The 23181-nt window shown below is 33.6% G+C and carries 23 protein-coding genes and 2 tRNA genes; 4 read left to right on the top strand and 21 right to left on the bottom strand.

Annotated features, from left to right (window positions below):
• The first annotated feature begins 34 nt into the window (after window positions 1-34).
• The 3 genes from glpK to EB819_RS02640 are packed head-to-tail and all read left to right on the top strand — an operon-like array spanning window position 35 to window position 3114.
• Window positions 35-1531 (top strand): glycerol kinase GlpK, encoded by a 1497-nt coding sequence (glpK, locus tag EB819_RS02650; RefSeq protein ID WP_069797680.1) that lies wholly within the window; start codon window positions 35-37, stop codon window positions 1529-1531.
• 33 nt (window positions 1532-1564) lie between these two features.
• Complete coding sequence (locus tag EB819_RS02645; protein ID WP_069797678.1) at window positions 1565-2296, top strand: MIP/aquaporin family protein; 732 nt, start codon at window positions 1565-1567, stop codon at window positions 2294-2296.
• Window positions 2297-2328: 32 nt separating this feature from the next.
• Window positions 2329-3114 carry a hypothetical protein gene (locus EB819_RS02640; protein ID WP_069797676.1) on the top strand — a complete coding sequence of 262 codons (786 nt, stop codon included), beginning with the start codon at window positions 2329-2331 and terminating at the stop codon, window positions 3112-3114.
• Between the two features lie 63 nt (window positions 3115-3177).
• On the opposite strand, the gene EB819_RS02635 is transcribed toward EB819_RS02640, so the two are convergent.
• The 21 genes from EB819_RS02635 to EB819_RS02535 all read right to left on the bottom strand — a co-directional run bounded on the left by EB819_RS02635 (window position 3178) and on the right by EB819_RS02535 (window position 21344).
• On the bottom strand, window positions 3178-4092 hold the full coding sequence (locus tag EB819_RS02635; RefSeq protein ID WP_069797674.1) for a L,D-transpeptidase: 915 nt from the start codon (window positions 4090-4092) through the stop codon (window positions 3178-3180).
• 68 nt (window positions 4093-4160) lie between these two features.
• On the bottom strand, window positions 4161-4541 hold the full coding sequence (locus EB819_RS02630) for an acyl-CoA thioesterase (protein ID WP_069797672.1): 381 nt from the start codon (window positions 4539-4541) through the stop codon (window positions 4161-4163).
• A gap of 94 nt (window positions 4542-4635) precedes the next feature.
• A tRNA-Asp gene (locus EB819_RS02625) sits at window positions 4636-4709 on the bottom strand.
• A 32-nt stretch (window positions 4710-4741) separates the two neighbouring features.
• Window positions 4742-4815 (bottom strand) — tRNA-Asp (locus tag EB819_RS02620).
• Between the two features lie 127 nt (window positions 4816-4942).
• Complete coding sequence (gene trxA / locus EB819_RS02615; RefSeq protein ID WP_069797670.1) at window positions 4943-5260, bottom strand: thioredoxin; 318 nt, start codon at window positions 5258-5260, stop codon at window positions 4943-4945.
• A 106-nt stretch (window positions 5261-5366) separates the two neighbouring features.
• Window positions 5367-6509, bottom strand: coding sequence for a cysteine desulfurase family protein (locus tag EB819_RS02610; protein ID WP_069797668.1), 1143 nt, complete (start codon window positions 6507-6509; stop codon window positions 5367-5369).
• A 72-nt stretch (window positions 6510-6581) separates the two neighbouring features.
• Entirely contained in the window at window positions 6582-7169 is a 588-nt protein-coding gene (locus EB819_RS02605; RefSeq protein ID WP_069797666.1) for an HAD-IB family hydrolase, read from the bottom strand.
• 29 nt (window positions 7170-7198) lie between these two features.
• Entirely contained in the window at window positions 7199-7924 is a 726-nt protein-coding gene (locus EB819_RS02600; protein ID WP_069797664.1) for an SDR family NAD(P)-dependent oxidoreductase, read from the bottom strand.
• A gap of 38 nt (window positions 7925-7962) precedes the next feature.
• Window positions 7963-9279: an FAD-binding oxidoreductase gene (locus EB819_RS02595; RefSeq protein ID WP_069797662.1), complete on the bottom strand. Its 1317-nt coding sequence runs from the start codon at window positions 9277-9279 to the stop codon at window positions 7963-7965.
• On the bottom strand, window positions 9276-10163 hold the full coding sequence (locus EB819_RS02590; protein ID WP_069797660.1) for a decaprenyl-phosphate phosphoribosyltransferase: 888 nt from the start codon (window positions 10161-10163) through the stop codon (window positions 9276-9278). The genes EB819_RS02595 and EB819_RS02590 overlap by 4 nt, the downstream gene beginning before the upstream one ends.
• 92 nt (window positions 10164-10255) lie before the next feature.
• Complete coding sequence (locus EB819_RS02585; RefSeq protein WP_069797658.1) at window positions 10256-10951, bottom strand: YiaD family glycine zipper/OmpA-like lipoprotein; 696 nt, start codon at window positions 10949-10951, stop codon at window positions 10256-10258.
• 22 nt (window positions 10952-10973) lie between these two features.
• On the bottom strand, window positions 10974-11468 hold the full coding sequence (locus EB819_RS02580; RefSeq protein ID WP_069797656.1) for a lipocalin family protein: 495 nt from the start codon (window positions 11466-11468) through the stop codon (window positions 10974-10976).
• 153 nt (window positions 11469-11621) lie between these two features.
• Window positions 11622-13316, bottom strand: coding sequence for a S8 family serine peptidase (locus tag EB819_RS02575; RefSeq protein ID WP_069797654.1), 1695 nt, complete (start codon window positions 13314-13316; stop codon window positions 11622-11624).
• Window positions 13316-13948, bottom strand: a complete 633-nt coding sequence (locus tag EB819_RS02570; protein WP_394337967.1) for a WbqC family protein — start codon at window positions 13946-13948, stop codon at window positions 13316-13318. Before EB819_RS02570 ends, EB819_RS02575 begins: the two co-directional genes overlap by 1 nt.
• A gap of 111 nt (window positions 13949-14059) precedes the next feature.
• Window positions 14060-15715 carry a signal peptidase I gene (gene lepB / locus EB819_RS02565; RefSeq protein WP_069797653.1) on the bottom strand — a complete coding sequence of 552 codons (1656 nt, stop codon included), beginning with the start codon at window positions 15713-15715 and terminating at the stop codon, window positions 14060-14062.
• Between the two features lie 100 nt (window positions 15716-15815).
• Window positions 15816-16517, bottom strand: coding sequence for a 4-hydroxy-tetrahydrodipicolinate reductase (gene dapB, locus EB819_RS02560; RefSeq protein ID WP_069797650.1), 702 nt, complete (start codon window positions 16515-16517; stop codon window positions 15816-15818).
• An 11-nt stretch (window positions 16518-16528) separates the two neighbouring features.
• Window positions 16529-17113: a DUF5683 domain-containing protein gene (locus tag EB819_RS02555; RefSeq protein ID WP_069797647.1), complete on the bottom strand. Its 585-nt coding sequence runs from the start codon at window positions 17111-17113 to the stop codon at window positions 16529-16531.
• Window positions 17113-18000, bottom strand: coding sequence for a ParB/RepB/Spo0J family partition protein (locus EB819_RS02550; RefSeq protein ID WP_069797645.1), 888 nt, complete (start codon window positions 17998-18000; stop codon window positions 17113-17115). Before EB819_RS02550 ends, EB819_RS02555 begins: the two co-directional genes overlap by 1 nt.
• 60 nt (window positions 18001-18060) lie before the next feature.
• Window positions 18061-18834 (bottom strand): ParA family protein, encoded by a 774-nt coding sequence (locus tag EB819_RS02545; protein WP_069797643.1) that lies wholly within the window; start codon window positions 18832-18834, stop codon window positions 18061-18063.
• 191 nt (window positions 18835-19025) lie between these two features.
• On the bottom strand, window positions 19026-19853 hold the full coding sequence (locus EB819_RS02540) for an energy transducer TonB (protein WP_069797641.1): 828 nt from the start codon (window positions 19851-19853) through the stop codon (window positions 19026-19028).
• 204 nt (window positions 19854-20057) lie between these two features.
• A complete protein-coding gene (locus tag EB819_RS02535) occupies window positions 20058-21344 on the bottom strand; it encodes an adenylosuccinate synthase (RefSeq protein ID WP_069797639.1) in 1287 nt (428 codons plus the stop codon).
• Between the two features lie 210 nt (window positions 21345-21554).
• Between EB819_RS02535 and EB819_RS02530 the strand changes: the two genes are divergently transcribed.
• The gene (locus EB819_RS02530; protein WP_069797637.1) at window positions 21555-23180 is read left to right on the top strand and encodes an alpha-amylase family glycosyl hydrolase; all 1626 of its coding nucleotides are present in this window, start codon (window positions 21555-21557) and stop codon (window positions 23178-23180) included.
• Window position 23181: the final 1 nt, after the last annotated feature.

The following is a 23181-nucleotide window of genomic DNA, read 5'->3' as shown; positions in this document are numbered from 1 at the left end:
AAATATTGTAACACTTCTAAAATAAATAAACATCATGCAAGACAAATTAATCCTAGCTTTAGACCAAGGAACCACATCTTCTAGAGCTATCGTTTTCGACCACAGCGGTCAAATTGTAGAAGTATCTCAAAAACCTTTCGAACAAATCTTTCCTCAACCAGGATGGGTAGAACACGACCCTAACGAAATTTGGTCTTCTCAAATCTCCGTTGCCGCAGAAGTAATCGCCAAAACTGGTGTTTCTGGAAAAGAAATTGCAGCTATTGGAATTACCAACCAAAGAGAAACTACCGTAGTTTGGAACAGAGAAACCAGCGAACCTATATACAACGCAATCGTTTGGCAAGATAGACGTACTGCAAAATATTGCGACCAATTAAAAAGTGAAGGTAAAGCTCAATTAATTAAAGAAAAAACAGGTTTAATTTTAGATGCTTATTTTTCTGGCACAAAACTGAAATGGATTTTAGACAACGTAGAAGGAGCTAGAAAATTAGCTGAAGAAGGAAAACTTTGCTTCGGAACAATAGATACTTGGCTTGTCTGGAAACTTACCAGAGGAAAAATGTTTATTACAGACGTTTCTAACGCAAGTAGAACCATGCTTTTCAATATTCATAAAATGGAATGGGACGAAGAATTATTACAACTTTTAGACATCCCAAGAGCTATTTTACCAGAAGTAAAACAAAGTAGCGAAATCTACGGAGAAACCTCTACTACTCTATTTTCAACAAAAATTCCGATTTCTGGTATCGCAGGAGACCAACAAGCAGCATTATTTGGGCAAATGTGTACAAAACCAGGAATGGTAAAAAACACTTACGGAACAGGTTGTTTCTTATTAATGAACACAGGAAACAAAGCAGTTTACTCAGAAAACAATTTACTTACAACTGTAGCTTGGAAAATTAACGGAGAAACTACTTACGCATTAGAAGGAAGTGTTTTTGTAGGAGGAGCAGCAGTTCAATGGTTAAGAGACGGAGCAAGAGTAGTAAAAACAGCTCCAGGAGTTAACTCTTTAGCAGATACCGTAAAAGATAACGGAGGCGTATATTTTGTACCAGCTCTTACAGGACTTGGAGCTCCATATTGGGATCAATATGCCAGAGGTGCAATTTTCGGTATCACCAGAGGAACTACAGATGCACACATCGCAAGAGCAACATTAGAAGGTATTGCTTTCCAAGTATATGATGTAGTGAAAGCTATGGAAGCAGATGCAAAAGAAGAAAGTGTAGAATTAAGAGTTGATGGTGGCGCTTCTGCAAGTAATCTTTTAATGCAAATTCAATCAGATTTATTCGGATTTAAAATTATTAGACCTCAAACATTAGAAACTACAGCATTGGGAGCAGCTTATCTTGCTGGTTTAGCAGTAGGTTTCTGGAAAAACATAGAAGAAATTCAAAATCAATGGATTGTAGATAAAGAATTCTATCCAAAAAGAGATAAAGAACAAGTAGAAAAGGAATTGCACTATTGGCATAAAGCGGTGGAAAGAACAAGAAATTGGATTGAAGAATAACCAATAAAATAACTAATTTAATACCCTATATTTATGACACCATTTATAGCCGAAATCATCGGCACAGCAATTCTTATTCTTTTAGGAAACGGCGTTGTAGCAAACGTAGTACTTAAAGATACAAAAGGAAACAATTCTGGTTGGATTGTAATTACCACAGTTTGGGCATTTGCAGTTTTTGCAGGCGTTACCATCGCTGGCCCAATTAGCGGAGCACACCTTAATCCAGCAGTTACTATAGGCTTAGCAACAGCAGGTTTATTTCCTTGGGAAAGCGTTCCTACTTATTTAGCAGGTGAAATGATTGGAGCAATGATAGGCGCATTTTTGGTATGGCTTTTCTACAAAGACCATTTCAAAATTACAGAAGATGAAGGAGGAAAACTAGCTTGCTTCAGTACAGGCCCTGCCATCAGAAATACTTTTTCTAATTTTATTTCAGAACTTATAGGAACTTTTGTTTTAGTATTTACCGTATTTTATATTGCAGGTCCATCTTTTTCAACAGAAGTAACAGGAGACGCAAAAATAGGATTAGGTACTATAGGAGCATTACCAGTTTCTATTATCGTTTGGGTAATTGGTTTAGCATTAGGTGGGACTACTGGATATGCAATAAACCCTGCAAGAGATTTAGGCCCTAGAATTATGCATTCTATTCTTCCTGTAAAAGGCAGCAGCGATTGGGGATATGCATGGATTCCTGTTATTGCACCATTAACAGGCGCAGTATTAGCAGCACTACTTTACCTTGCATTGCAATAGTTTTTATTCAACTTTATTAAATCAAAAAAAGAATGAAAAAATTTATAAAAATTGGATTACTCATACTTCCATTTATATCTTACGCTCAGACAGACAGCTTAAAACAAAGCCCTTTAGAATTTACGGCTGGCATACAAACCAATCACCTTTGGAGAGGCTTAATCATCTCAGACAAACCAATGGTTTCTGCAATGGCAAGTTTATCTCTTAACAAAGAAAAATCTTTGAAACTTGGCGTATGGGGCGGAACTTCTATCTCTAACGAAGCAGATGGAACCCACTATAAAGAGATTAACTATTTCTTAAAATATGAAAAGAATAATTTATCTATCGGCGTTTGGGATTTATACAACTCTAGAAGAGAAGCTTATCTAGGTGCAAACGATATTTATGGATACGCAAAAAGCAGAACCAAACACATTATAGACCTTAGAACATCTTATCAACTCCCCGAAAAATTTCCATTAAAAATTGAAGCAGACGTTTTATTATATGGTAGTGCAGATGCTCTTTACAATGACAATGGAGACTATGATAAAAATAAATACTCTACTTATGTAGAACTTTCTTATCCATTCATTAAAAATTCAACTGTTAATTTAAATGGTTTCGTTGGAAGCGCATTTGTCTTCAACGGAAAAGAAGGAAACTACTCTCTATACGGAAACGGAGAAAACAATTTCCAAGTAGTAAATGTAGGGGTTACCGCTAGCAAAAACATCACGGTATTTAATAAAAAACTACCTGTTTCTATGACTACTATGTGGAATCCTACAAGCAAATTTGCAAGAATTCAAATAGCTACTACTCTATTTTAGAGATATTTCAACATATCCATTATTCATTCTTCCTGATTTCTATTAAATCAGGAAGATTTTTTTTTACAAAGAATCTCTTTTGCTCTGCAAATATTCTTTTCTAATATCTTGTTGCTTCATAATTTCTTCTAAAAAAGGTTTTATTTCATTATTAATCTGAGCTTCAGAATAATCATTTGCTTTTGAAGATTTCAATAATTCTTTCCAAGGTTTTGATTTAAAATCTGGTTCTCCAAAAATAATTACAGGGGTTCCTTTGGCTAAAATTTTGGTTCCTTTTTCATCTAAAATCCATTGTTCTCCCCAAGAATACATCCAAAGTGCATCTTCTTCTAACAATCTCATACAAGAATGAGACGCGTGATAACCTGGTAAATCGTATTGATGCCAACCAATCCCATGAAAATTAAAAACATTGAAATTCCATCTTAATTTCCATTCAGAATTTGAAGTACTAATTGCTATTTTTTTCTTCCAATTGGTAAATCCAAGTCCAGTTTTAGTTGGTGAAGATTTCTTCCCCATACTCGTTGGCCCCCATTTTATGAGATTTCCATTTTCATATAGCGCGTAAGCGTGAATTGGATAACTAAAAAGAGCCAATTTATTAATATTTTTTGCCTCAGAAACGTATTTAGGAAAAGGACTGTACACATTAAAATCTTTCACAATCTTATCTGGAACTACCAAAGTATCTGCTCTCCATCTGTTTTTAAAATCGAGCCTGTTAATTGCTAAAATAGCATGAATTTCTTCTTCAGAATACTTATTTTGAAACTCCGCAAGTGCCGAATCTTGATGATTGATAATTTCGGGATGATAAGAAATTGAAATTTCTTCTTTTTTCTTTTCTTCGAGAATTTTCAAAGAATCTGAAGATTTTTCTGGCTCAGCATTTACCTCATCAGCAGATTTTTTATCACACTGAATTAATAAAAATATAACGAAAAAAAAGAATGATAATCTAATAAAATACATCTATTGGGTTTTGAATCTATTACAATGATATGAAAAAATGAAGCCAAAATGAAAATTTCCTAAAAAATTTAAAACTCTAACCAATCATTTTCAATTCTTTTTATCTTTTGTGTGCCTTTATCAATTAAGACCCAAAACGTTCTAGAATCTACCACCAATTCTTCACCTCTATAAAACTCTACTTTTCTAGGCTGTCTTATTCCTTCTGGTTTTTCGGGATACGTTTTCAGTGTAAGTACTTCACCTTTAAAAACCTGCTTCTTATACTGGATATGATGGTCAGAAAGCACCCAAAAATCATCTGCAAAAGGAGTACTATTTTTTAAAATATCCCAATGTTCTTTTGCCATTTCTTCTACCCAATGCACATATTGAACATTATTCACATGATTATTTTGGTCTAAATGCTCGTCGCTTACTACAATTTCTTTGATGTGAACCAGTTTCATTTTAAAATTTTTATAAAATTATTAATTTTAGAAATGATAAAAAAGAAACGGAAATAAAATAAAAAAAGCTTTACAAAATTTGTAAAGCTTTATGCGATCCGGACGGGACTCGAACCCGCGACCTCCGCCGTGACAGGGCGGCATTCTAACCAACTGAACTACCGGATCAATTTTTTGAAAAGTAATTGATAAACTTTTTGCGATCCGGACGGGACTCGAACCCGCGACCTCCGCCGTGACAGGGCGGCATTCTAACCAACTGAACTACCGGATCTTTTAATTAAAGAACATTGCTCTTTTTTCGTGATGGCAAAATTACAACTTTTCTTGAATACTGCAAATATTTTTATAAAAAAAATGCTCTCCAAAACGGAAAGCATTCATTTTCAACTATATTATTTTTATAAGTATGCATTTAATTTCTCTGCAATAGCCGCTTTAGGAGCTACTCCTACGAATTTATCTACTACTTCTCCGTTCTTAAAAATCAAAACAGTAGGGATATTTCTGATTCCGTAATCCATAGATACTTGTTGATTATTATCTACATCTACTTTTCCTACTATCGCTTTTCCTTGGAAATCATCATGAAGTTCTTCAATGATTGGTCCAAGCATTCTACATGGTCCACACCAAGCTGCCCAAAAATCTACTAATACTGGTTTATCTGAATTTAATACCAATTCTTGAAAGTTGCTGTCTGTTAATTCTACTGCCATAATTCTTTAATATTTGTTTCTATTTATTTATTGATTTCAGGTTACAAATTTACAATATTCTTGCCAAATTTTTAAAAGTATTGTCTATGCGAACCATTATCTTTTTCTATAATCGCAAGATTTCTACCAATGCATTAACTAAAGCATCTATTTCTTCTTTTATGGTTTTATGAGAAAAAGATATTCTAAGCGGAGTTGTGTTTTGCTGGGTTTCTTCGCTTAAAATTTTAGAAAGTACAGATGATGGTTTTGCTGCTCCAGAACTACATGCACTTCCTTGTGAAACTGCAATTCCTTTCATATCTAACTGCAGACCAATCAAAGGATTTTGTGAAGGCAAAGACACACTTAATACCGTATAAAGACTCTTATCACTTTCTGCACTTCTTCCATTAAAAAGAATTCCCGGAATTTTTTCTGAAAGTCTTTGGATGGCGTAATCCTTGATTTCTTGAATATGAGAAGAGAATTTCTCTAAATTGTCAGTCGCAATTTCAAATGCTTTTCCTAATCCTGCAATCCCTACCACGTTTTCTGTTCCAGCTCTTAAATTTCTCTCTTGAGTTCCTCCATGAATTTGAGCTTTTAAGTGCGTAGATTTTCTGATGAAAGCAAAACCTGCACCTTTTGGCCCGTGAAATTTGTGAGCACTACAACTGGCAAAATCTACCAAAGTTTTAGAAAAATCCAAAGGTAAATGCGCCATCGTTTGTACCGTATCAGAATGGAAATACGCTCCGTTTTCTTTGCAAATATCCGCAACTCTATCAAGGTCTAAAAGATTGCCAATTTCATTATTGGCATGCATTAAACACACCAAAGTCTTTTTATCTGAAGACTTCAAAAGCTGCTGTAATTGCTCTATATCTACATCTCCTTTTTCATTGATATTGAGGTAAATTACTTCTACATTTTTAAAATTTTTGAGGTTTTCTACCGATTCTGCAACACATTTATGTTCTAATTCTGTAGTGATGATTCTTTCGATTTTTAAATCTTCTACCGCAGATTTCAGAATTAAATTATTAGCTTCCGTTCCGCAAGAAGTGTAGATAATTTCTGCGGGGGAAACATGGAGTTCATTGGCAATTTTTCTACGGGTTTCTTCTATAATTGTTTTGGCTTCTTGACCAAGGGTATGTGTAGAAGAAGGATTCCCGAAATTGTTTTTCATAACCACTACCATCGCATCTATCACTTCGTCTAAAAGTGGTGTAGTAGCAGCATTATCTAAATATATCTGTGTCATTTTTAGGAAATATTTGTGAGCATTAAGACAGAAAATCTTAATTTCTCAATTTTAGAATTTTATGCGACGAAATTAATGAAAAAATCTGTAATGAGATTCGTGCGCGAGAGAAAGCATAGGTAAATCTCCTGAAGTATCCCCAAAAGCGATGATTTTATCGTACTTTTTGCCTTCTATTTCTTTTTTAATTCGGTTTACTTTTTCTTTACCATTGTTATTTCTGGTTTTGAAATGCCCAGTGAAAATTCCGTTTTCGAAACGAGCTTCTGTAGCCAAAAGTTTCATTCCCATTTTCTCGGCAAAAGGTTTTACCCAAATATCAAGAGAAGCGGTTATTAAGTAACTTTCTGTGTTTTCTTTATCAATATTTTCGATAAATTCTAAAGCGTTTTCTCTGATGATTTTCGGATAAAATTTATTGAGAAACTCTTGAGAAACTCTATTGATTTTTTCTTCTCTTTCCCCTTTTAGAATAGAACTGATGAAACTTTTTTTCACTTTTTCTGCATTCGCCAAATGTAATTTCACCAAAACAAAAAGCGGAATGTGTTTCAGAAAATTCCAAAAATATTTTTTTTCATTATAAAAATGCAAGTACAAAAACATGGTGTCTTTGTAGGTAAGTGTTCCATCAAAATCAAATAGATATAGTTTTTTCATTGGTAAAACGACAAGATATGAATAGAAAATTACAGTTTCAATTTCTTAAAAATAAACTCAGGAATATGAATGATGATGAGCATAATTAATCTCCAAATAGGCAAAACATAAACGATATTTTTTTGCTTTTTATAGGCTTTATAAATGCATTCTGCAGCTTGTTTTGGTGTTGCGGTAAGTTTTGGATTCAGTGGTAAACCTTCGGTCATTTTGGTCTCCATAAAACCTGGTTTTACCGTCATCACATGAACTTTTTGAGGAAAAAGATAATTTCTCAATCCACTTAAATAAGCGGTAAAAGCTGCTTTTGCGCTTCCGTAGATGAAATTGCTTTGTCTTCCTCTATCTCCAGCTACAGAGGAAAGCGCGATAATGTTTCCGCTTCTTTTGCTTTCCATTTTTTTAGCAAAATAATTGATTACAGGAACCAATTTTGCATAATTAATGTCAATGATTTTCTCTGTGTTTTTATCATCATATAAACCATCTTCGGTTCCCAAACCTAAATAACCAGTGGCACAGAAAAGCAAATCTGAATCTATATTTTCAAAAACAGAATAATTGATTTCTTGAGTCAAATCCAATTCTATGATTTCTGATGGCTGTAGAAATTTCACATCGATATGTTGCGCAAAACGTTCTGTGGTTTCTCGGCTAGAAGTAACCAGATAAATTTTAGGAAATTTTTCACCAGCAGTTAATGCTTTTTCTACAAATGCTTGTGCAACTTCTGATGTGGAACCAAGAATAATCATATGTAATGAATTAGTTATGAATGATTTAGTTTTTTTTATTAAGAACCTCTTTTTATTCTTTTGCTTTGCAGCGAAACAAATTTAGAACTGTCTACATTTTTCAGATAATTGGTGAGTGAAGATTTACTCATGCTGTCTTTGGTCAAGTAAATTCTACCGCCAAAATCTTCTACAATTTTATCTAAATTATCTACCAATTGTCTTAATTCTCTGTTGATTTTAAAGTCTAAAGCGAGTGTATAGCCTTCAAAAGGGAAAGAATTATACGCTTCTGGATTTCCTTTGCCAAAAAGTTTAAGAACTGCTAAAAAAGAACCTTGTCCACTTCTACCAATGGTTTCTAGGATTTTTTTCATGCCTTCTTTTCCTTTTTCCTTTGGAATCACCATTTGATATTGAATAAAACCACCTTTTCCATAGATTTTATTCCAGTCATTAATCGCATCAAGAGGATAGAAAAAAGTTTCGTAGTCTATGAAATTTTTAACTACTTTCTGTCTTTGTTTATTGAAATACAAAAAGTTAAAAGCTCTTACGGAAAAACTATTCAACACAAAACTTGGAAAATAAAACGGAATGGCAGGACTTAATTTTTTCTTTAATCTCAATGGATTTTCTTGCCATTTTTGGGGCAATTCTGCTCTCAATGCAAACTCCCCTCTCATTAGAATACTTCTTCCGATGTTTTTACCTTTTTGCAAGCAATCTATCCAAGCTACGGTATAAGTCCAGTCTTCTGATTCTTCGAAAAGTTGTAAGATTTCGTCTAGATTTTCAGCTTTAATTGACTCTTGACGAATATAAGCCGATTCTATATTTTTAAGTTTAATTTTTGCAGAAAGAATAATTCCAGTAAGTCCCATTGCTCCGAAAGTAGCCCAAAATTTCTCTGCATTTTCTTCTCTAGAACACGTGATAATTTCGCCATCTTCTACCATCATTTTAAACTCAATCACACATTCGGAAAATGCTCCTTCTGCATGGTGATTTTTCCCATGAATATTTGATGCAATTGCTCCACCAAGCGTAATAAACTTAGTTCCCGGCGTGATGGCTAAAAAGTAACCTTGAGGAACCGTAATTTCTAAAATTTCAGAAAGCAAAACTCCAGATTCGCATTCTAAAATGCCATTTAAACGATCAAAACTGATGAATTTATTTAATTTTTTTGTAGAAAACATGGCTTCAGCCAAGGCTGAATCTCCATAGCATCTGCCATTTCCATACGCAATAACTTCGTTATTTTGTCTAAGATATTCTCTGATTTTACTGTAGTCTTCTTCGGCTTTGAACAGTTTGTTTACTATGGGATGATTGCCCCAAGTAGAAACATTTTTTACGAAATCTGGTTTCATTTTTTTAAATATATTAATAACAAAAATGCTATTAACCAAATGAGAATGGTTATTTGTATATATCTGTCTTTGTAGACAATTTTAGTAGGTGATTCTGTTTTATTATACACCAAAGTTTGCTGTAAATACCTTAAAAAAGCAAAAACTACAAACAAAACAGTATAAAAAACTCTTACCCCAAATTTTTCTTGAACTTCAGGAGTTAAGGTAAACATAAGATAACAAACAATTGCCAATGTTACCGAAATAGAAAGGGCAATATCTGCAAATTGTACGTTATAGCCATCAAGTGCTTTTCTAGTTTTCCCAGAAATTTCGGCGTTTATTAGCTCTCCTCTTCTTTTACCAATCGCTAAAACCAAAGCCAAAACAAAGGTTAATAAAATAGCCCATTGTGAAACGACAATTCCTGTAGCATAACCTCCCGCTAAAACTCTGAGCACAAATCCTAACGCAATAATGCAAACATCTATAATGGCGACATGTTTTAGCTTAAAAGTATAAGCAATATTCATGAAGAAATAAGAGGCAATGATGATAGAAAATTTGGTAAGATTTCTCTGGAAATAATCTCCACCAAAGAAAACCAATAAAACAACAGATAAAATAAGAAGTACAAAAATAATTTTAGCTGTGGTTTTAGAAATCGCTCCACTTGCTAATGGTCTTTTGCTTTTTTCTGGATGTTTTTTGTCTGATTCTATGTCTGTGTAATCGTTTAATATATAAATAGAACTAGCTGTAAATGAAAAAACTAAAAAAGCGAAAATACTTTTTAGCGTTAAATCTACATGTGTAACATTCCCCGAAAAGAAAAGTGGTGTAAAAACAAAAAGGTTTTTTACCCATTGTTCTACACGTAAAAGTTTTAAAAATTTTCTCATCAAAAGTTATTATACTATACAAATTTAAGAATAAAAAAATAAAAAATCGCCTTGCAAACAAGGCGATTTAAGTGGATTATGATTTATGTATGTTATTTGGCTTCTTGTTGAGCATCTTTAATCATTTCTTCATTTGCAGTAATGGCAAACTCTACTCTACGGTTTTTAGCTCTACCAGCATCTGTAGCGTTGTCTGCAACTGGCTCTTTTTCACCAACTCCCATTGCAAATAATCTAGATTTTGCAACCCCAAGAGAAACTAAATAATTCACTACTGCATTTGCTCTTCTTTCAGATAAACTTTGGTTATATTCATCTGTTCCTCTAGAATCCGTATGTCCGTAAATATTGATATTGGTATCAGGATTGTTTTTAAGGACTTCTGCTAATTTATTAAGGTTGGTTTTTGCAACTGAAGTAAGATTAGAAGAGTCAAAATCAAAGTTTACTGTATTTTCTGATAAGGTTACTTTAATTCCTTCATTAACTCTCACCACTTCTGCTCCTGGTAAAGCTTCTTTAATTTCTTTGGCTTGTTTATCCATTTTATTACCGATAACTCCACCAACTACTCCACCAACTACACCGCCTAATACGGCACCTTGAGGAGCGTTACCGCCTTTTCCTACATTATTCCCGATTACAGCGCCTAAAACAGCACCTGCAGCCGTACCAATTACGGCACCTTTTTGAGTATTATTTGCATTCTGAATGGCTTCACAGCTGGTTAACACCATTGCTGATGATAAAAATAATGCTGCTACGCTTGATTTATTGATTAGTTTCATAATTTTTTTAAATTTTAAAAAGTTATTTTTGTTCCATTCCTGTTCTTACAAAATTGTAATATACTTTAATTACATTTCCTTCAAAAGGAACGCTTTGAACCAAGGTAAAGTTGTCTGTGTCTTGTTTTTCGATTTGTAAAATATAACCAGCCGTTACATTTTTAGCTTTAGTATCAGCTACTAATTTCTTGAATTTAAATTCATTATCTCTGGTTACTTCAAATTTAATAGGTTGAGTTACTGTAGGACAGTTTCCACCACCTTTTATGGTATACGCTCCAGAATAATTATTCGGGATAAGTCTCCAATGACTTCCTACAAAACACTGAGCATTTGCTCCTTCGTCAAAAGGCTTTATTTGATATCCTTTATCATAATTTACACTGGTAATTTCCCAATCACCTTTCATTTTTAAAAATTCTGCTCTAGAAGTTTGAGCACTTTCTGCTTTTTTCACAGAAGAGCAAGAAACGGCAAATAATGAGCCGAAAGCTAGAGTCAATAGTACTTTTTTCATCTTTATCTTAAATTTGGTTGTTATTTATAAATGTAAAGTTATGAAGTTAATTGTAAAAACTGTGCCAATATGATAATCTTATAAACTTTTCTTAAAATTCAACAAATAAAAAAGGCTGTAAAAAACAGCCTTTCAATTGATTAGTATGATTAATTATTTTTTTCTAACTACTTTTTTCTTTTTAAGCACCGCCTTTTTCACTGGTTTTGCAGGAGCCGCTTTGTAGAAATGTGTATAAGCGTATTGTGCCGCTTTGTATAAGTCTATCACTCCTCCAGATTCTGAAATTAAATCAAATCTATTGTTGGTATTGGTTGGCAACATTGCATTTACCTCAGACTTATTCACCGACTTTACTAGAGATTCTATTACTTGCTCTGGTTTTAAATTAGGCATATAAGCCAATAAAACTGCAGAAGCTCCCGCTACAACTGGAGAAGCCATAGAAGTCCCTTGTAAATATTCATATTTACCATCTGGAACGGTAGAATAAATTTTATCACCAGGCGCAAAAACATTCACCATTTTTTGATTAAAATTAGAGAATCCCGCTCTTAAAAATTCATTATTATTGGTACTTGCACCTACTACAATCATGTTGTTAATGAAAGGTTTCTCGTCTTTAGTAGATTTAAAATTAGTAGGGAAATATGGATTTTCTTGAATATCTTCGTTTTCGTTTCCAGCAGCTTTTACCAATAGAACGCCTTTATCTTTAGCATATTGGAATGCTTCCCACACCAATTCTTTTTCAGGAGAAACAGGCTTTCCAAAACTCATATTAATGACTTTAGCACCATTATCTACCGCATAACGAATAGAATTTGCGATGTCTTTATCACGTTCATCACCGTTTGGAACCGCTCTTACCGTCATAATTTTTGCCACTTTATAGGCAACTCCGTATTGCACTTCATTTCCTTGAGGATAACCTGCAATAATTCCTGCAACGTGAGTTCCGTGTTGTGCATCTGGACCTTCGTAATGGTTATTTCCGTAGAATTTCTCTTTTTTGTCTTGATAATTATCTCCTACAATTGCTCTAGGATCATAATCTAAGTTATACTGTTTTGTAGCTTGAGGTTCGAAATATTCTAGAGCACCTTTGATTTCTTTATTTAAAAATTCTTCTACTTCTGCTTGAGATTTCCCAACCATAGTAGGATCATTTACTACTTGACTTAAAATCGAAAGATTTCTAGCTTCTTCTTGTGTAGTTGGTTTAATAGAATCTAAATTTTCTTTAGTCAGTGTTTTTCCTTTTAAAGTAGCTGCTACACTAGGAATCACTTTTGCAAATTCTGAATAAAACTGAAACTGCTGTTTAGCTTCTACACTTTTTTTATTGTACATATCTTTTGCACGAAGATACATCTCAAATTCTGTAGGCATTTTTGCTTGATTGGCTTTATTCACTTCTGAACTCGCCCCTTCAAAAACGGGTTTGTATTGTTTTACAACTCTTGTTACTTCTAAATTGTCAATTTCTACATCTCCATTTTTACCCCCGATAAAGTTCCAGCCGTAAACATCATCTAAGTAACCGTTCCCATCATCATCTTTACCATTATTAGGAACTTCGTTTACGTTTTTCCACATATTTTTTATTAAACCAGGATGGTCTACTTCCACACCACTGTCTATTACACCTACCACTACTGTTTTAGGTTTTAGACCTTTTGATTCAAAAAATTTATATGCGTTTTGAGTATTGACTCCGTAAACATTTGTTGTAGAAAAATCTTTGTGATACCAAGTCATCAAATCTTTATCTTCAGTTTTGGTTTCTTGCGAAAACCCAAAATTAAATCCTGCTAAAAATGCAGCTGCAATGATTATTCTTTTCATTATGATATATTTTGTATGGATTGAGTTACTTTTTTAATATACGTAGCAGATTCTGGACCAATGTTACAAACCACGTCTAGTATTGATAAATCTTTGATAAATCCTAATTTATCGCTAAACGTTTGGTAATATTCTGGCAAATGATATTCTGACTCTTTTTTTGCTGAAAAACGCTCTCTTAAATCTACTGCATCTGGTGTTTTTTCGAATTCCGTGGTGAGTGAAAAGTCTTTTTCAACTTTTAAAATTTGAAGAATGATTTTCAAAGCATTGAGATTAAATTCAATAAGAGATGTAGGCTGTACCGAGAAAACCTGCTTCAACTTATCTTCATAATACTCGAAATAAGGCGAACTTTGGTAAGCAATTTTAATGGATTTCCAGTGGAGTTTTTGCCAATCTTCAGCATAAGAAAGCTCTAAATCTTTCATCGCACGTTTTCCGTTATGATGAATTGGCAAAATGAGCGCCAATTTACCATTGGCACCGTAAATATTGCATCTGCTTCTATAGGTTTGTTTAGGGAAATTCTCATGTTGCTCCAGAAGAATTTCGTTTTCTTCTTTTAAAAATTCTGCAAACCAAGAAACTGGCGGCAAATAAAATATAGGTAATACCGTTTTCATTTTCATTCTAAAATTGAGTGTCCAAAGTTAAAAAAATAAATGTGATTATATCAAAAAACCCTTTCTGCGTTTTGAACGCAAAAAGGGTATGTCAATTTTTCAAATTTCTATAAAATTCTACTCTTCTTCTTTATTTTTCCCTTTGAAAAGTTTTACAAAAAATTCCCAACCGAAGAATAAGATTAAAATTGCAGCTGCAACCCACCAATAAGAAGTTTTATCTTTTTCGCCAGTGTTTGTTGCTTTGAACATTCTTTCCCATCTTACTTTTTTAGGACCTTCGTCAAAAGTTCCTTGTAAACTAAGCCAAGTAAACATAGGGCTTCCTACAATATGCGTCTCTGGAACAAAACCAAAGAAACGAGCATCTAGAGAAGCATCTCTATTATCTCCCATCATAAAATAGTAGTCTTGTTTTACGGTATATTTATCAGTTTGAGCACCATTGATATAGAATTTACCCCCTTTGAATTCTAAAATATTTCCTTCAAATTCTGTGATCAGTTTTTTATATTCTGGTAAATTTTCTTGAGTAATGGTAATCACATCTCCTTTTTTAGGAATAGTGAGAGGTCCGTACCAATCTTGGTTCCAAGGTTTATTAATCGGAAAAATAGATTGAGAAACATCTACTTTTTTAGACATTAAAGCGTGACCTGTTCCATCATTTACATATTGACCGTTTTCGTCTAAAACTGGATAGTAAGAAATTGCTCCTTTTCCTTTTTCGCCTAAAACTTCTTCAGCCTTTACAAATTCAGGAATGGCTTTAATTTGAGCCAATAAATCTTTAGTCAACCCTTGAAATTGATAATAATGCAATCCGTCTTTGGTTTCACCTTCATCAGTAATCGGTAAATAGGCGAGATTTTTCCATAAATAATCGATATCTATTTCTGAACGTGTATAAATGGTGTAAGAACGCTGAACTTCAGCATCTGCCATTTGAACTTCTGGTTTGCCATTAATGTATAAATTCCCTGCTCTCATTACTACCACATCTCCACCTACCGCTACACAACGTTTTACATAAGGATCTTTTCTATCTATCGCTGTATGCACGGAATCTCCCGGATAATTGAAAACTACAATATCATTTTTCTTAGGTTTTTTGAATTCACCAATTCTAAAATAAGGCAATTTAATGGCATCTACATAAGATTTTGGGTCGTTTTTAGGATTTCCATCTTTCTGAGTATCCATAATAGTTCCTTGTAGAAATGGCAATGCAACCGGTCTTGTTGGCATTCTAAAACCATAGCTCCATTTGTTTACGAATAAGAAATCTCCTACCAATAAAGTTCTTTCCATAGAACCTGTAGGAATGGCAAATGGTTGGGTAACAAAAGCGTGAATAATCGTAGCAAAAACTACAGCAAAAGTGATAGAACCTAAGAAAGATTCCTTTTTAGCTTTTGGATCATCTACCGCAAATCTGTCTACTTTATTCAACTGAAAATAAGACGAATACGCCAAATAAATAAAAGGAAGCAACGCAGTAAGAATTTGTTCCAGCGCTGAAGTTCTTCCAAATTTTTTCATCAAAAACAAATGGAAAACAGTCATCATAATAGGTCCTACAATTGGCAAATAAGCCAAGATAACCCACCATTTTGGTTCTCCTACTTCTTTCTGAATGATGTAGTAATTATAAAAAGGAACAAAAGCTTCCCAGCCTTTGTAACCCATTTTTTGATATAATTTAAAAGACGAAAGTCCCAATAAAACTGATAAAATCAGTATAAAAATAGAATATTGTAAGATGTAATCCATTTTCTATGATTAATATGTGATGTGTAATTAGTAATGCAATTCGTGATTTGTTACATTAAAGTTCAGGGTTCAAGGTTTAACTCTGTAAATTAAACTCAGATTAAAGTCCTAAAACTTCTTTCATTCCAAAATTCCCAACTTTTCCCGGCAACCATTCTGCAGCAATTACTGCACCTAATGCAAATCCGTTTCTATTGAAAGCAGTATGTTTTATTTCTATTTCGTCTACTTCCGAACGATAGTAAACACTATGTGTTCCCGGAACTTCTCCTTCTCTAATTGCCTCAATTCCTAAAGATGTCCCTTCAGTTTCATCTAATTTCCATGAATTATAGTCTGAATGTTTGAAGATTCCTTCTGCAATAGAAATTGCAGTTCCACTTGGAGCATCTTTTTTATGAATATGATGAATTTCTTCGAGCTGACAGGTATAATCATCACTGAATTTCTGCATCAATTTTGCTAAATTTTCATTTAAAGCAAAGAAAAGATTCACACCTAAACTAAAATTAGAACCGTATAAAAATCCAGTCTCGTTTTCTAAGGCTATTTTTTCGATGGCAGGTTTTTGTTCTAGCCAACCTGTAGTTCCACAAACTACTGGAATTTTATTTTCTAAACAGGTCTTTATATTGCTAAAAGCTACTTCTGGCTGAGAAAATTCTATCACTACATCTGGATTGTTCAGATTTTCTTTGGTAGGCGTTTCATTTAATCTTGCTACAACTTCATGTCCTCTTTTTGTGGCAATTTCATCAATGATTTTGCCCATTTTTCCGTAACCTACTAATGCTATTTTCATTTTTTTAATTTTTAAAATCTAAAACTCAAAGACAATCCAGCTTTACCATTTGCTACGCCTAAATCATCGTAAATAATGGTAGGTTTAATGGCTAAATCTGGGTCTTTCTTTTGGTCGTATAAGTGTGCATCTACTACCGCATCTACAATATTTAAAATATATAAAACTCCGGTAATGGCGATGGCGTAATCTCTTTGTCTTTTGGCTCTGTCTTGTGTATTTCCTAGAACTGTAGCGTCTACATAAGGTAAATCATCAAACTCGTGAGGTTGACCATTTAACTCCGCTAAAAACGCTGTTCTATAACGGCGATATTGCTTATCATTATACACAATAATCCCTACTCCAGTTCCTACAGCTCCCCAAACAATTGGGATTTTCCAATATTTCTTGTTGTAATATTGACCAAGGCCCGGAAAAACAGCAGAATACAACCCTGCTTTTGTAGGATTGTATTTTTGAATGGTGCTCACGTTGGCTTTTTCTATTTCCTCAACTACCTGTTTTTCGGTCTTGATGGTGTCAAAAGGTTTAATTTCTTGAGAAAAAAACAACCCAAAGAACAACAATAATATGATGGAGTAAACTGCTCTCATTAATTAAAATGTGAAAGGATTTTGTTCAGTTCATCTTCGTTATTGAAATCAAGGATGATTTTCCCTTTTTTTCCTTTGCCTGAAGATTTTATTTCTACCCCAACTTCTAAAACATCAGCTAATGATTTTTCTACTTTTCTTAGATGATTCGGAAGTTCTTTTTCTGTTTTTTGGATAGATTTTTTAGGATTTTTAAATTCCGAAGCTGCTTTTTCAGCTTGTCTTACGTTTAATCCTTCTTTGATGATTCTTTTGAAAAGTTCTTGTTGAAGTTCGGCATCTTCTACACTGATGATTGCTCTACCATGACCTGCAGAAATCTCGCCGCTTCTAATCGCATTTTGAATCTCAGGACTTAACCTCAACAAACGAATAGAATTCGTAATCGTACTTCTTTCTTTTCCTACTCTAGAACTTAAATTTTCTTGAGTAAGACCTATTTCTTCTAATAATCTTTGATAAGTAAGTGCTACTTCTATTGCATCTAAATCTTCACGCTGGATATTTTCTACCAAAGCCATTTCTAGCAATTCTTGGTCATTTACCAATCTTATGTAAGCAGGAATAGAAGTAAGACCAGCAATTTTAGAAGCTCTGTAACGTCTTTCCCCAGAGATAATTTCAAATTTATCACCATCTTTTCTTAAAGTGATAGGTTGAATGACTCCAAGATTTTTTATCGATTGAGCCAATTCATTAAGGGCAGTTTCATCAAAATAAGTTCTTGGCTGAGTTGCATTAGGATAAATATCTTCTAATGCTACTTCTACCATGTTTCCTACTAATTTTTCGGCTCCTGTATCTGTTGCAGAATTAATGTTACTTTTGCTTTCGGCACTTAAAATAGCACCCAAACCACGTCCCATTGCTCTTTTTTTGTCTTTCATATTGTATGATAAGTCATTAGTCATGAGAACAAACAAAATTTCTTCTCAATTCTAAAAATGTTATGCTTTTTGTAATTTTTCGTTTTTCAGAAGTACCTCTTCTGCCAATTGAATATATTGAATTGCACCTTTGCTTTCGGCATCGTACATCAAGATGCTTTCTCCGAAACTTGGCGCTTCAGAAAGTCTTACATTTCTAGAAATTACCGTTTCGAAAACCATTTCTGGGAAATGCGTATTTACTTCTTCTACCACCTGATTAGAAAGTCTTAATCTAGAATCGTACATGGTAAGTAATAAACCTTCGATGTCTAAATCATAATTGTGAATTTTCTGAACATTTTTCACGGTGTTCAATAATTTGCCTAAACCTTCTAGTGCGAAATATTCACACTGAATTGGAATGATTACAGAATCTGCAGCAGTAAGTGCATTTACCGTAATAAGACCTAAACTTGGTGCACAATCGATGATGATGTAGTCATACTCAGATTTCACCTCTTCTAATGCTTTTTTAAGCATATATTCTCTCTTGTCACGGTCTACTAACTCAATTTCCGCTGCTACCAAATCAATATGAGAAGGTACAAGGTCTAAATTTGGAGATGAAGTTTTTTGGATACAATCTTTCACATCTGCACTGTGTTCCAATAAATTATAGGTAGAATAATTTACTTCTTCTATTCCTAAACCTGAGGTAGCATTAGCCTGTGGATCTGCATCAATTAATAAAACTTTTTTCTCTAAAACGCCAAGCGCAGCTGCTAAATTCACTGCAGTAGTGGTTTTACCTACGCCTCCTTTCTGATTGGCAACTCCAATAATTTTTCCCATAAAAATGAATTAGTTTCCAAAAATACAATAAATAGTCATTCGGTTGAATGTTAATAACTGTCAAAAATATTAAACTATTGTGAATTAAAGGGTTAAAGCACAAAAAAATTATCCACAATTTTTAGAAAATGTGGATAATTAAATGAATTGCTATAGATTAATACAATTTTGAAATTAAATATTCTAAATGATTATTCGAACTGCATAGAAATAGGGAATCTAAAATAAGAACGAACATTTTCGCCTTGAAATTTTGCAGGATTCCATTTTCCTTTAATTCCTTTTATCGTTTTTTCTGCTTCTTTATTAAAATCTGTATTCTCTCCAGAAACTTTAATATTAGAAATTGTTCCGTCTCTTTCTACCACAAAAGTTACCACTGCTTTTACCACTTCACCTGTTTCATTTTCAACGACACTAGAATCAAAATTTTGTAAAACTTTTGTTCTAAAAGCATTAACTCCACCGATGAAATCTGCTTCTACATCTACATTCTTTACAATTTCATTTGGATTAGGTTTTGCAGGCGTTTCTTTTACAATCTCTTTTCCGTTTTCTGTTCCAGTAGCTACATGTTGATTAGGGTTGGTAACGGCAACTCCTGGAGTTGTAGTCGTAGAAATTACGGCATCATCTACTTTTTGGTTAATGGTTTCCTCTTTTACAGCGTTTCTGGTTGGAGTAGGCGGAGTTAAACTCTGCGTTTTTACCTGAACAGGAGCTTTCGGAGGAATAACTCTAGGTATTGGTCTTTCTACTACATCTTCTGGTAAATTAAGATCTTTAATATTTATATCTACAAAAACTGGATTTTCAATTGCTTTTGGTTTTAAATTCGCAATAACTAAGAGCGTCATTGCTAAAAGACCAAATAATCCAACTCCTATAAATAAAGCCTTTTTTAGAAAGACATTAGCTTCGTTTCGTAGAGCATACGCTCCATATTCTTTGTTTCTCTTCTCGAAAACAACTTCGTTCAGCGCTTGATGCGGGTCATAAGTAAAGAAATTTTTGCTCATTGTGTGATTTTTTAGATTAAACAAATTTCAAACACGATTATTAATTTTTTATCTTTTTGCAAAAAGTAATTAGAGTAATTCAATTACCTTGCCAAAAAATTATTTAAAATTCAATGTTTTATTTGTTTTCAATGAAAATAACACAATTTTAAAACAAAAAATCACGCCAAAAGCGTGATTTTCAATATTTTATTTAAATTATGATTAGAATAATTCTTTTCTTATAATATTTTGACTTCTTTCTGGACCTACAGAAACCAAGTATACATTAATTCCTAGATATTCCTCTATAAAACCAATATATTTCTTAGCATTTTCTGGCAATTCATCAAAAGTTCTAGCCGTGGTAATATCTTCTGTCCAACCTGGCAAATCGGTATAAATTGCTTCGTAATCGTATAATTTTGTAGTAGAAGAAGTGAAATAATCAATAATTTTTCCGTCTTCAGTTTTATAATGCGTAGCGATTTTCAAAGTATCAATTCCTGTAAGAACATCTAGTTTAGTAATCACTAAATTATTGATACCATTAATCATACAAGCGTGTTTAAGCGCTACTAAGTCTAACCAACCCGTTCTTCTTGGTCTTCCTGTAGTTGCTCCGTATTCATGACCTACTTTTCTGATGTGCTCTCCTAAATCATTGTCTAATTCTGTAGGAAAAGGACCGTGACCAACTCTAGTAGTATACGCTTTGGAAACCCCAATTAAATTCTGCAAAGAAGTTGGCGGAACTCCTGCTCCTGTACAAACTCCACCTGTAGAAGGCGATGAAGAAGTTACGTAAGGATAAGTACCGAAATCTATATCAAGCATTAATGCTTGCGCTCCTTCGAAAAGGATATTTTTATTATCACGAATCGCTTCGTTCAATTCTAATTCTGTATCTACAATTCTATCTTGAAGTTGTTTTCCAATTTCTAAAAATTCATTGTAAATTTCGTCAAAACTCATGGCTGGTTTTCCAAAATATTTCTCGAAAAGATTGTTTTTAATTTTAAGATTTTTCTCAATTTTTTCTTTCAAGACTTCTGGATTCAAGAGGTCAATCATTCTGATTCCTACTCTTGCAATTTTGTCTTCATAACAAGGTCCGATTCCTTTCTTGGTCGTTCCAATCTGCGTTCCGCCCAATTCCTCTTCTCTGTAAGTATCGAGCATGATGTGATAAGGCATAATTACATGCGCTCTTCTACTGATAAAAACGTGGTCAGTTTTATAACCTTTAGCTTCTAGCTGTCCTATTTCTCGTAAAAAAGCTTTAGGATTTACCACTACTCCATTCGCAATAATACATTTTCCCTTGCATTGTAAAACTCCAGAAGGAAGCAAATGCAGTACAAACTTATCTTCGCCTACATAAACAGTGTGACCAGCATTGTCACCGCCTTGAAAACGAACTACATAATCTGATTTAGCTGAAAGAACATCGGTAATTTTTCCTTTACCTTCATCTCCAAATTGAAGACCAACAACAACGTAAGTTGACATAAATTTTTAGAATTTTTTATTAGATTTTTACAAAGGTAATTGTAAAAAACCGTATCGCCAAATTAAGTTTTCACGAATTTACAACATGAAAAATTTCATTCCTTTTGATAGCCGCTTTTCGTGAATATTCCTTAAATTTATGCCGCCATTTTTTTGAGTTAAAGAAATTTAGCCTTAAAATTGCTTTCATTTTAAATAATTAGATTCTTTATGAAAAAAATAGTTTTAGCTTCCGCATTCGCTTTTTTAGCAAGCTGCGCATCACAAAATACCACAACTCCATCATCATTTGATTGGAAAGGAGCCAATGTATATTTCGCAGTAACTGACAGGTTCAACAATGGAAATCCTGACAACGATGTTAATTTCAATAGAACCGAAAAAGCAGCCGTTTTAAGAGGTTTCGAAGGTGGCGACATAAGAGGTGTTATTCAAAAAATAGATGAAGGTTATTTCAATAAATTAGGAATTAACGCGATTTGGCTCACTCCAATTGTAGAACAAATTCACGGCGCAACTGATGAAGGAACAGGTCTTACTTATGCTTTTCATGGATATTGGACAAAAGATTGGACCGCTCTTGACCCAAACTTTGGAACTGAAGAAGATTTAAAAGAATTGGTAGAAAAAGCACACCAAAACGGAATAAAAATAGTATTAGACGCCGTGATTAATCACACTGGTCCTGTTACTTATGTAGACCCAGAATATCCTAATAAATGGGTAAGAACAGAACCACAATGTACTTACAATTCTTATGAAATGACTACCGCTTGTACTTTGGTTAAAAATTTACCAGATGTAATTACTGAAAGTGATGAAAATGTAGGACTTCCGCCAATGTTAGAACAAAAGTGGAGAAAAGAAGGCCGTTACGAAAAAGAAATGTCTGAACTGAATGTATTTTTCGTGAAAACTGGATTTCCGAGAGCGCCAAAATATTACATTATGAAATGGCTTGCTGATTATATCGTAAAATATGGAATTGATGGTTACAGAATAGACACCCTGAAACACACCAATGAAGACGTTTGGAAAGATTTCAAAAAAGTTTGCGACCTTGCTTTTGCTGAATATAAATTGAACAATCCTAAAAAAATTCTAGACAACTCACCATTCTTCACCATTGGAGAACTTTATGGTTACGGAATTTCTCAGAAAAGATTGTATGATTTTGGAGATAAAAAAGTCAATTATTATCAAAACGGATTGAATTCTTTAATTAATTTCGATTTCAAAGGAGATGCCAATAAATCTTATGAAGAAATATTCAGCAATTATGATCAAATTTTGCACGCAGACCTTTCTGGAAACACCGTAATGAACTATATTTCTTCTCACGATGACGGCGATCCTTTTGACAAAGAAAGAAAAAGAAATTACGAAGCGGGAACAAAACTTCTACTCGCTCCAGGAATTTCGCAAGTTTATTACGGCGACGAAACCGCTAGAAAATTAATCGTGGAAGGCGCAATTGGCGATGCCAACCTAAGAAGCAATATGAATTGGGACGAGGTAAAAAACAATCCTGAAACCCAAAAAGTATTAACACATTGGCAAAAACTAGGTCAGTTCCGTAGAAATCACGCAGCAGTAGGTGCTGGAAAACATCAGATGGTTTCTAATTCACCGTATTGGTTTACCAGAACTTACAAAGACGATAAAGTTTTAGTAGGTTTAGACTTAAATCCTGGCGTAAAAGAAGTTTCTGTAGCAGGAATTTTCGAGAACGGAACGAGATTAAGAGACGCTTATAGCGGAAAAACTGCAAAAGTTACTAACGGAAAAGTTTCTATAGATTCAGAATTTGGCATAGTTTTGTATGAAAAGTTATAAT

The organism is Cloacibacterium normanense (assembly GCF_003860565.1).
Taxonomy (GTDB): domain Bacteria; phylum Bacteroidota; class Bacteroidia; order Flavobacteriales; family Weeksellaceae; genus Cloacibacterium; species Cloacibacterium normanense.
This window is presented reverse-complemented; position numbering and strand designations above follow the sequence as displayed.